This is a genomic window from Mucilaginibacter sp. (assembly GCF_028288225.1).
Taxonomy (GTDB): Bacteria; Bacteroidota; Bacteroidia; order Sphingobacteriales; family Sphingobacteriaceae; genus Mucilaginibacter.
The window spans coordinates 96,829-106,530 of sequence record NZ_JAQBOC010000014.1; the positions used below are offsets into that span (position 1 = coordinate 96,829).

Below are 9,702 nucleotides of genomic sequence, written 5' to 3' on the forward strand. Positions count from 1 at the left end.
CCCCTAACCCCCTAACGGGGGAATTGTTATTTTATAATTTATCAATTCAACTGTTACCTCCCATTCACTCCCCCTTTAGGGGGTCGGGGGGCTTGGCTTATAATATTATTTTCTCAATCGGCATTACCACGATGCCTTCTGCGCCGGCTTGTTTTAACTGACTTATTTTGCCCCAAAAATCGTGCTCTGGTATTACAGTATGTACTGCTACCCAATTTGCTTCTGCTAATGGTACAACTGACGGACTTTTAACCCCCGGCAACAGTTTTATAATCGCAGGCAAATTATCCTTGTTCACATTTAAAACTACATATTTGGTTTCCTTTGCACGCAAAACAGATTGTACACGCTGTATAAGTTCTTTTACAAGTTCCGAGTTTTCAGAACCTTTAGTTCCAATCAATACAGCTTCGGACGACATTACATGCGAGAAAGCAACTAAGCCGTTACTTTTAAGCGTACCGCCTGTTGATACCAAATCGCAAATGGCATCGCTCAAACCCAGGCCCGGTGATATTTCAACTGAACCAGAAATGGTACGGATATCGGCTTTTATATTATTCTCTTTCAAAAACTTACCTAAAATAACCGGATAAGTAGTAGCTATCGCTTTTCCGTTAAGATGGCTAAGTTCTTGTATGCTATTATTGTTTGGTACAGCGATTTTTAAAGAACATTTACCAAATCCCAGCTTTTGAAGGTAACTTACCTCAGCTTCGGTTTCGTTAATCACGTTTTCGCCTACAATACCGAGGTCAGCAATGCCATCCTGTACATACTCAGGGATATCATCATCGCGCAAAAAAAGTATTTCGAGCGGGAAATTGGAAACAGGTGATATGAGCGAACTTTTATAATTTTCGAATGTTAGGCCGCAATGTTCTAATAATTCAACGGATTTTTCGTTGAGCCTCCCCGATTTCTGGATGGCTATTTTAAGTGTTTTCACTGATTAATTTTAAAAGACTATAATTTGGAATATAAACGGAGGTTGTTATTTCGCGTAGAAACATACATTATCTTTTCACCACATGGTGGTGATGGTGCAGATGAATGTGATATAATGTATAACCGTTCATTTTTTATATAGATGAGCGGTGCAAATATAGGGAGTTGTTTGGAAAATAAAAATAAAATTAATGTCAGAATCAGGTTACAGGATTATATTGTCTGAATCAGGATTTACAGGATTAGATGATTGTAGGATTTTATCTGCTTGTCATGTTTATGTTCAATTATATTTTAATAACTTTGTATGAGGAAGATTTAAAACTCGTTGTTGATGGAACTGATAATTGACTTTGACAATATTAATGACCCTGGTAAAAAGGAGTGGTTGCTGCATACTTTGAAACTTATGGGCATTGGTTTCCATGCAATAGAGAAACCTCAAACCGCTGAACAGTATAACGAAGATCTGGAAGCCGGTAATGCCGAAATTGAACGCGGTGATTTTACAACCGCCGAAAATTTAAAGAGCGAAGCCAGCAAATGGTAGTAGTTTGGAGCAAGAGCGCTAAGGCAGAGCTGAAGAAGGCTTATTTGTACATTTTATTAGATTCCTTACAAAATGCTGAATTGGTAAGGGATGATATTATCAATCTTACTATCGATTTACGAAAATATCCCGAAAAGTATCCTTTGGATATATTTAAAAAGAATAATGACGGAACATGGAGGTCTTTCGAAAAACACCACTATCGTATTTCTTACAGGATTACCCCAAATGAAATCCGCATCGTTCGCTTGCGCCATACCAGCAGATCTCCGTTGAACTTTTGATATCAAATCCTCGCTCTACACGAGTATGCATTGCAGGTCAAAAGAGGTGTGGTACTCACGACCTTTACGTTCTATTTAGGCAGTGCGGGCACGAGTAGCTTTTGCCCGCCTACCAACCCGACAGACGCGCCAGTGGGGAGTTATTTGGAAAATAAAAATAAAATTATTGTCAGAATCAGATTTACAGGATTTTAGGATTGCAGGATGTTAATGCAAGCGTTCCAAATTACGACAAGAACATCCGGAACGCATAGAACACTGGCATAAATTTTTCAGTATTGGTCTATCGTCTACCTGACATGATCACTAAAGATTTGACAACATTTTAAAAGTTGTCAAATCTAACACCTTAACGCCGTTTAACTAAAGTTTGTCGCCAAGCGTCTGCGGCTAACGCTTTAACAGTGTTGATATTTAGAATAGCTTTTTCAGCCATAATAACTCTTTCTGCTGTCTTAAACCAATCCATCGGAATATCATCAATTGACTTTTTAGGTATAAATTGATAATTGTATCCATTTATATTATCAGAATCAACCTCATCTATAACCATTTTTGCCAATTTATCTAATTCATTTACATCTTTGCTATTCTGAATGTTAAAAAATAAATCGGGTTGTCCAAGAAATCGACTTTCTGTAATTCGTACGGTTTCTAGGAAGTACTTTATAGCCTTTTCATCTTTTTCATTCCACCAGGCATCTTTTACACCTTCTTTAGAGTGCTCCTCATTTAAAAGTATCCCTCTCTCTTCTGTTGTTAAAAAATTTCCTATCCTTTGGTAGGAATTTTTTGGAATATCACCCCCGTATCTAGCCCAAATAGTTGTTTTAGATATATAAAATGATGCTGTAAACATACTATCGTAATATCTTGAAATGGTTAATCCAAGAGTTAAATACAGATCATTTTCAACTAATTTGATATATAATCCCTGAGCAGGAGTAATTGTGTCTTTAATCTCTCGGTAACCTAATTCTTCCAACCCATTTTTAGTTATTCGTATTAGTTTATTCTTAATAAGTTTCATTTAAATACATTTTCGGTTCAATATATCGCGAATTAGGCCACATTCTGTCTTATCACCTCCCATCACAATAATAAATCTCCCCCTCCTTAGCAGCACCAATTTTAACCAGCTTTTTATTTTTCATAATGTCCGGTAAGCTAACCAGTTCATTGTTGTACAGGTTATCAAACCAAATCAGGTAGAAACTCTTATTAGCATAAAACTTTTGCACATCGGCTTTGAAAAATTTGTGCGGTATCAATGCAGATGGCAAACCAGTAAATAGATAAACGGCTTCATTAGCGTCAGAATAAATTGGAATACCCGGTTTAAACAGGTTTTTATGCTGTTTAAGATAGGTTACAAATTCCGATTTGTTCCAGCTGTCATCGCTATAGCCGGGTACGCCATAATCGTTTTCATCATCGTACCGCTGCCAGTCAACTTTATAAGATGAGTATTCAAATGCCAGCATCATAATAATTGCGACGCAGGCTAAAACGTATTTTGCTTTTGATTTTACCAGGCGCAGGACATCAGGTACCCAGCTGGTACAGGCAATTAAAAGCGGGATAAACATAGGCGCCAGCAGGCGGCTGTTTATTGCCTCGTACCTGGATATACTTGCTGATATAACAATAAACAGCCCATATACAACTGCAAAAGCGATAACAATATTTTCATAACTATTAATGCTTTTTTTACAGGCTTTCCAAATCAAAATACCGATTAGTGCCAATAAAATAACGGAGGCTATTAATATAGCAAATGGATAAGCACCCTTGCTTAAACTTCCCCAGTCGCAAATAACGGTACCGAAATAATACAAATTTTTAAAGAAAGGAGTTATTGACGGCTCACGTGTACCGGTGCTTAAACCTGTTGAAAAACTGTTTAATAGGAGGTTTGCCGCAAGTAAAGAAATAGAAATAAACCCAAATATCAGGATATGCTGGATTTTTTTACGGATAGGCAATTCATTATCAAGTAAAAGCATTAATCCGCCGGTTCCTACTATGGTAACACCTGCATAACGTGTAATACAGCTTATAGCGGTTATAACAGCTACAACTAACAAAGCTTTTGTTGTATGCGTATGCATATAACGCCAGTAAGCGATAATAAAAAATAAAGTCTCTAATATAAACAGTGTTTCAGACCATAAAAAGCTGTATATCTCCAGCAAGCCGGGACTTAAAATAATAGCCGCTAAAATGATCCACTTATATATCCTGGAATGTGCTACGAATTTTTGCATGATCCAGCCGGTGGTAAATATCACCGATGCAAACAGGAAAGCATTAATAATCGCTCCTGCCTTAATGGGATCAACACCTGAAATAAACTGGATTACCCCCAGGAAAAAAGGATAAAAAACAGGAAAAAATACCAGTGGTGTTTTGTTAAATGTTAGTAAAGAACCATGTGCCTGGATATTGGTTGCCGTACTGGCATACATGATAGAGTCGGGCGATAAACCTACACCACTATAAGCAGTGAAAAGATAAATGGCATAAAAACCAATGATGGCAGCAATAAATGAATCTAGATTGTTTAAGTACCGATTTAGGTTCATCAACTTTTATAATTATGTATTTTTTAATTTAATAGACACTAATTAATTCGAATTAAAACGAATTTCACGAATAAACACTAATTATTTCGAAATAAAACGAATTTCGTGAATTTATCTATTAAACCTATTTATACGCTGACTTCCGACTTCTGCTTCTGATGATCTCTGATTTCCGACCTCCGACTTCAGACTTCCAACCTCTACTTCACTCAATCAAATTCAGTACTTCACTCAAAGGCTGGTTGCTATCAACCAATATACCTTTAACGCCGGCGGCAGTGCCTGCTTCAACATCCCGTTCGCGGTCGCCGATAAAGTAAGACTTTGCCGGATCAATGTTGTATTTCTCTATTCCCTGCAACAATAAACCCGGTTTAGGTTTACGGCAATCGCAATCGCCGGTAAAGTCGGGATGGTGTGGGCAGTAAAATATATCAGTGATTTCTACACCATGCTTATTATATTGCTCTTTTAAATGACGGTGCATTTTTGCCAGCTCATCTTCGCTGTACCAGCCCTTCGCCAATCCGCCTTGGTTTGTTGCGACAATTAGTAAATAACCCTTGTCCTGCAAGGTTTTTAAGGCTTCAAAATTATCAAGCAGATGGAAATCTTCAAAATGGCATACATAATCACCCATTTCACGGTTAAGCACACCATCTCGATCTAAAAAAACAGCTTTATTTTTTGCAGGCATTTGTGGGGAAATCTAAAGTCTTAAGTTCAAAGTCTTGAGTCAAAAGTAGCAAGTCTTAAGTCGAAAATATCTTAATTTGATGTCAATAGGTTTTAAATCGCGTTATAAGTATAAGTTTACGACTCAAGACTTACGACTCCCGACTTAAGACTTAACTTAATTATTTACTAACTTATAAGGCATATTATTAAATGCCCCGGCGGAAATTTGCGATCTGTAAACCGAGACTATATTACCGTTGCTATCGTAATTATTTTTCATTGTAGAACAGGAAAATGTTCCTGTTATTATTTTTTTTACTGAATCTATAGCGGTGATAATAATTGTACCTGATCCCGGACCAACTGTACCCTGCGGTGCGAGAACATCGGCACCTGCTGAATTTTTTTGCTCGGTATAATAAGACATCTGCACATCAGACGTTGTGCTTACGTTATAGGTTGCTAAAGGAAAGCCAGTGGTAGCAGGAGCATTATTTTGTGTAACAGACATATTAATCTCTTTATTAAGGCCTATTCCTGAACAGGTAAAAATCTTGCTTTTTGTTGCGGAATTATAAGTTATTGATGCATTAACTGTGTCGGCGTTCCATGTGGTGTCATTAATCACAGCAAAAAATAAATTAGCAGAAGTGGCGGTGGCGGTTACGGTGTCCTTTTTACAATTTTGTAATAATAAAGCGGCTAATAAAAAAGTAACAAAAAGATAAATTTTCTTCATATATGATTGTTTAAGCAAAAGAACGACTTTTAGTTAATAAACATATAACAGGCGTTGTTTTTTTCACATTATTTAACAAAGCCGGATGATTAATGTAGTTTTTTTAAACATAGGATTTTTGGCCTGCACGGGAAACCGGCCGGGAAATCAGAAATCTTAAATCAATGCTTTTATTTAAAGTAAGACATCGGTATAACTTTCCACATACCATGAGAAAGATGACCTATAAGCAGTTCATAAATAAGATATAGCGGCCAAAATATGTAAGTGATTAAAAGTATAATAAGATTGTGATTGTAATACCAGCTTACCATTAATGCGTATATTCCCAATACGAGGTAAATAATGCTTGAATCTCTGTTTCTCATGATTAAAAAGCTAATAATTTATAGGTTGTATTTTATGGAGTTAAAATAACATTTAAAATTAATGTTTCAAATATATATAAATTGCTTTGTTAAAATTTTAAAGTATATGCTTCGAAATCACCAAAATCAGCTTTAGCAATAATCAATTTCCTGCATACAACTTTTCAATTTTCTTTTAAGTAGAAGATTTGGAAAGAATGTCATGGTCGTCAGCCCATTATTTGAGAACAACAATTTAAATTTTATCCACTAATCCTTTTAAGCGCAATTGCTTCACAAGTTTATTAAAACGCCGCTCGTGCCTTGTACCTGAATCAAGCGCATCATAAACTAAACCCACGGTGAGTGCGTAAACAGCATGATGAAAACCATCAATGGCTATTGTTTTAGCATCCTCTTCAGTTACAGGAGGGGCAGCATCAAATTTAGGTAACATGACCATAGCGGTACTCCATACTGCACCATAATGAACTATAGTAGCTGGTATACCCTTTAATCCTGTTAAACCAATCAATCCCCGGGCAATACCCCATACTGTACCATAGGCCCAATGAATTTCCTGTGATACTTTTTCTTTTTGTTCTGGTGAAATAGGCTGTATACCAGTTGTTTTCGAAGCCACCTTAACAGGAGCTTCACTTGGCTCCCTTTTCGTAAATTTCATTTCTATAATTTGCGATAAAGTAATCGCGGCTGTACCTGCAAGGCCTGCAATAAGCCCCTTACCGATTGCACTGCCTAATTCACCTAAGGTATTATTTTCCCGTATTTTCATAATTTGTTACTTTTTGATTTATTGATAACACAGGTTTTTTCATATTGATTTATTATTTTTATTAAAGATTATTTCTTCAAAACCACTCTTAAAAAGTAGGAATGATTATTGTTTTTGTCAGATTCTTATAAAATAATTAAGTGTTTTTGTTTTGAAGACACCTGATTTTGGCTCACCTCTATAGGGAGAAGAAAAAATTAGTTAAGATTAAGATTATGAAATTAAAAATATCAAATCCATTTTGGCAGGTTTTAAGTTTAGGTGCGCTTGCCGGTATGCGTTCTGCATCGGCACCTGCTATCGCCAGCCACATTTTAAGCAGCCATCGTTCGCACATGCTTTCAAAATCATCATTAAGTTTTATGCAATCTAAAAATGTTTCTAACGTTTTAAAAGTAATTGCAGCAGGTGAAGTTATTGCCGATAAATTGCCGTTTGCTCCTGACAGAATTAAACCGTTTTCTTTGTTTGCCAGATGTTTAGCAGGCTCATTGGCCGGAGCAAGTATTTATAAAGCATATAACGGCAGCTTAATTACCGGCGCATTGTTGGGAAGTGCAGGTGCAATAACTTCTGCTTTTGGAAGTTTTTATTTACGTAAATCAATTGTGAAGCACGCTAATCTTATTGATCCGGTTATTGGTGCAATAGAGGATACATTAGTGTTTGGGGCAGGGGCAAGCTTAATTTATACAGCTTAGATTTGTAACAAAATAGTCGACAATTGATAGGTAAAAAATTTTATGTTGTAATTTTTGATAAATTTGTTTAAAAAGTCAAAGAAAAAAATTACTGTTGAATAAGCTAATGTTATATTTAATTTATCAATGAATAATGCAATAAATTATCATCAGGATATAAAAAAAGAGAAAATACTGGAAGCCGCTCATCATAGGTTTTTGCATTATGGTTACTCCAAAACAACGATGAATGAAATATCAGGGGATATTTGCATGTCGAAAGCGCTCCTTTATTATTATTTTCCTGATAAAAGTCAATTATATGTTGCAGTAATGCATAAAGTAGCTGATGATTATTTAAATAGCCTGGAAAGTAAAATCAACACATTTTCCAGTTTAAAAGAGGCATTCGCATTTCAAATAAATACGCAGCATGAATTTATGTTTAAAAATTATAATTTCTTTGATTTTTTTAGACTGAATGAGCAAAATTTACCTGATGCGATTTGGGAAATAGTAGATCAGGTTCATGATTCTGAAAGAGATTTGTTAGTTAATGCGATAAAAAATGAAGCAGCTAAAGGCACAATCAGACCTGTTTCAAACCCAGGTGAAATTGTTAGTCTCATATTAGATGCATTACATGGAGTAAGGGTAAGCGCTGTTTCTCATAAAAAAACGGTTTTTCATAATAAAGAACATTTAGAAGAAATCAGGGCAAAACGTTTATTGCTTACTGATATATTCATAAAAGGGTTAATGTATTGATCAATATGCCTGTTAAGGTTCATTACTGTCACGCCGTAGTCAAAAGATACATGTTTAATTAAACGCGGATATTAATGTTATAAATTTGAATTATAATATTTAAACTAATCAATAATTAAATATTATAAAAAGACTTCTAATTTAAAGGTGATTGTTTTAGAGTGATTGAAGCGGACCATGAAAAAAATCATGGCCCGCTTTTTTAGTTAAGGTTTAGGAGGTTATGGCTTTCATTTGTTTATACTGCTATAATCTTAAAAGTTTAATTTGTGCGTTTCTTTACTTCTTAATAAAAGTCATAGCAGTGCCTTGCACCTTCAAATTTATGATAGGTATCTGATCTTGATGGAATAGTTGTTTCGTAACCTACACTTACTTCTGTAGTACCGGCGGTGTTTCCATAATTTAAACCGGAAGTCGGTACATCATGACTAACACCTAAACGAAGTTTTTCACCACCATCCGGATTAATATACAAGTCAAATATCAGTGATAGTACAACAGCAGCCGGCCCATACTGACCACCTGTGCGATACCACAAACCCGCATTGACATTGGTTCGTTTATATTGAAAACCAACATTTAAAGACTCTGAGGTCAACTCCTTATAATAAATAATAGATGGTATGATGAATGATTTTTGATTTTCATCATTATTATCATAGGGATTTAAGTCTAATCGATAACTGGCATGACCAGTAAAGCGCATTGGAAGCTTAGCCGGGGTGTTTGTAAACGATTCATTTGGCTGGTTAATATGTTGTACAGCGCCTCCCAGGTTAAATTCACTTACAACAAGGTTTAACCCGGCACCTGTATCAAAGAAAAATTTATTGTTATATGCGGGTTGTACAGCACTTGATACAGTACCTGGCATATATCCAAGTTGTGAACTTATCTGATCATCAAATACCAGCTTGCTCCAGTCAATATTATCATTCGAAACACCAGCCTGTAATCCAAAAGACAATATAAAGTCTTCTGATCCAACACTATAAGAATAGGTTCCGGCAATGTTATTTTTAGTAAAATATGCGGTTCCCTCACTGCCTCGTGTAAAAATAAGGCCTATTCCGCCGCCAAATTTTGGTATATTATAATCAATAGCAGCCGTCATGTAATTAAAGCTGCCAGGCACAGAAGTGAATTGGTTGCGATAAATAAGATTCATACGTAAATCGCCTGGAAACTGTCCGGTAAGAGCAGGGTTAAGATATATAGGCGAGTTAAAAAATTGCGAATACATATGATCTTGAGCAAAACTATTTAGACATACCATCAAAAATATGATAGAAAACACACCTAGCTTACCCAAATTCCTCATCAA

Annotated in this window: 11 protein-coding genes; 4 read left to right on the forward strand and 7 right to left on the reverse strand. The window is 35.8% G+C overall.

Annotation, left to right across the window (positions count from 1 at the left end; all coding sequences use genetic code 11):
• Positions 1-97: 97 nt before the first annotated feature.
• A complete protein-coding gene (gene hisG, locus JWQ54_RS03640; RefSeq protein WP_299580352.1) occupies positions 98-949 on the reverse strand; it encodes an ATP phosphoribosyltransferase in 852 nt (283 codons plus the stop codon).
• A gap of 333 nt (positions 950-1,282) precedes the next feature.
• Between hisG and JWQ54_RS03645 the strand changes: the two genes are divergently transcribed.
• Positions 1,283-1,498 carry a hypothetical protein gene (locus JWQ54_RS03645; protein WP_299580354.1) on the forward strand — a complete coding sequence of 72 codons (216 nt, stop codon included), beginning with the start codon at positions 1,283-1,285 and terminating at the stop codon, positions 1,496-1,498.
• Entirely contained in the window at positions 1,492-1,782 is a 291-nt protein-coding gene (locus JWQ54_RS03650; protein ID WP_299580356.1) for a type II toxin-antitoxin system RelE/ParE family toxin, read from the forward strand. The genes JWQ54_RS03645 and JWQ54_RS03650 overlap by 7 nt, the downstream gene beginning before the upstream one ends.
• A 349-nt stretch (positions 1,783-2,131) precedes the next feature.
• Here JWQ54_RS03650 and JWQ54_RS03655 read toward each other — a convergent pair whose 3' ends face one another.
• The 5 genes from JWQ54_RS03655 to JWQ54_RS03675 form a co-directional block, all read right to left on the reverse strand.
• Complete coding sequence (locus JWQ54_RS03655) at positions 2,132-2,812, reverse strand: hypothetical protein (RefSeq protein ID WP_299580358.1); 681 nt, start codon at positions 2,810-2,812, stop codon at positions 2,132-2,134.
• A 52-nt stretch (positions 2,813-2,864) separates the two neighbouring features.
• Positions 2,865-4,367 carry a hypothetical protein gene (locus JWQ54_RS03660; RefSeq protein ID WP_299580360.1) on the reverse strand — a complete coding sequence of 501 codons (1,503 nt, stop codon included), beginning with the start codon at positions 4,365-4,367 and terminating at the stop codon, positions 2,865-2,867.
• A gap of 205 nt (positions 4,368-4,572) precedes the next feature.
• A complete protein-coding gene (locus JWQ54_RS03665; protein WP_299580362.1) occupies positions 4,573-5,064 on the reverse strand; it encodes an HAD family hydrolase in 492 nt (163 codons plus the stop codon).
• 156 nt (positions 5,065-5,220) lie between these two features.
• Complete coding sequence (locus tag JWQ54_RS03670; RefSeq protein ID WP_299580365.1) at positions 5,221-5,784, reverse strand: DUF6252 family protein; 564 nt, start codon at positions 5,782-5,784, stop codon at positions 5,221-5,223.
• A gap of 603 nt (positions 5,785-6,387) precedes the next feature.
• Positions 6,388-6,927 carry a hypothetical protein gene (locus JWQ54_RS03675; protein WP_299580368.1) on the reverse strand — a complete coding sequence of 180 codons (540 nt, stop codon included), beginning with the start codon at positions 6,925-6,927 and terminating at the stop codon, positions 6,388-6,390.
• A gap of 215 nt (positions 6,928-7,142) precedes the next feature.
• On the opposite strand from JWQ54_RS03675, the gene JWQ54_RS03680 reads away from it, so the two are divergent.
• Entirely contained in the window at positions 7,143-7,628 is a 486-nt protein-coding gene (locus JWQ54_RS03680) for a DUF4126 family protein (RefSeq protein ID WP_299580371.1), read from the forward strand.
• Between the two features lie 126 nt (positions 7,629-7,754).
• On the forward strand, positions 7,755-8,375 hold the full coding sequence (locus tag JWQ54_RS03685; protein WP_299580374.1) for a TetR/AcrR family transcriptional regulator: 621 nt from the start codon (positions 7,755-7,757) through the stop codon (positions 8,373-8,375).
• A gap of 286 nt (positions 8,376-8,661) precedes the next feature.
• Here JWQ54_RS03685 and JWQ54_RS03690 read toward each other — a convergent pair whose 3' ends face one another.
• Positions 8,662-9,699: a PorP/SprF family type IX secretion system membrane protein gene (locus JWQ54_RS03690; RefSeq protein WP_299580377.1), complete on the reverse strand. Its 1,038-nt coding sequence runs from the start codon at positions 9,697-9,699 to the stop codon at positions 8,662-8,664.
• Between the last annotated feature and the right edge of the window lie 3 nt (positions 9,700-9,702).

What these genes read in the sequence shown, in the direction of transcription:
- JWQ54_RS03650 (WP_299580356.1), top strand. Translation starts at nt 1,492, where the DNA reads ATGGTAGTAGTTTGGAGCAAGAGCGCTAAGGCAGAGCTGAAGAAGGCT.
- JWQ54_RS03670 (WP_299580365.1), bottom strand. Translation starts at nt 5,784, where the DNA reads ATGAAGAAAATTTATCTTTTTGTTACTTTTTTATTAGCCGCTTTATTA.
- JWQ54_RS03665 (WP_299580362.1), bottom strand. Translation starts at nt 5,064, where the DNA reads ATGCCTGCAAAAAATAAAGCTGTTTTTTTAGATCGAGATGGTGTGCTT.
- JWQ54_RS03655 (WP_299580358.1), bottom strand. Translation starts at nt 2,812, where the DNA reads ATGAAACTTATTAAGAATAAACTAATACGAATAACTAAAAATGGGTTG.
- JWQ54_RS03645 (WP_299580354.1), top strand. Translation starts at nt 1,283, where the DNA reads ATGGAACTGATAATTGACTTTGACAATATTAATGACCCTGGTAAAAAG.
- JWQ54_RS03690 (WP_299580377.1), bottom strand. Translation starts at nt 9,699, where the DNA reads ATGAGGAATTTGGGTAAGCTAGGTGTGTTTTCTATCATATTTTTGATG.
- JWQ54_RS03660 (WP_299580360.1), bottom strand. Translation starts at nt 4,367, where the DNA reads ATGAACCTAAATCGGTACTTAAACAATCTAGATTCATTTATTGCTGCC.
- JWQ54_RS03685 (WP_299580374.1), top strand. Translation starts at nt 7,755, where the DNA reads ATGAATAATGCAATAAATTATCATCAGGATATAAAAAAAGAGAAAATA.
- JWQ54_RS03680 (WP_299580371.1), top strand. Translation starts at nt 7,143, where the DNA reads ATGAAATTAAAAATATCAAATCCATTTTGGCAGGTTTTAAGTTTAGGT.
- JWQ54_RS03675 (WP_299580368.1), bottom strand. Translation starts at nt 6,927, where the DNA reads ATGAAAATACGGGAAAATAATACCTTAGGTGAATTAGGCAGTGCAATC.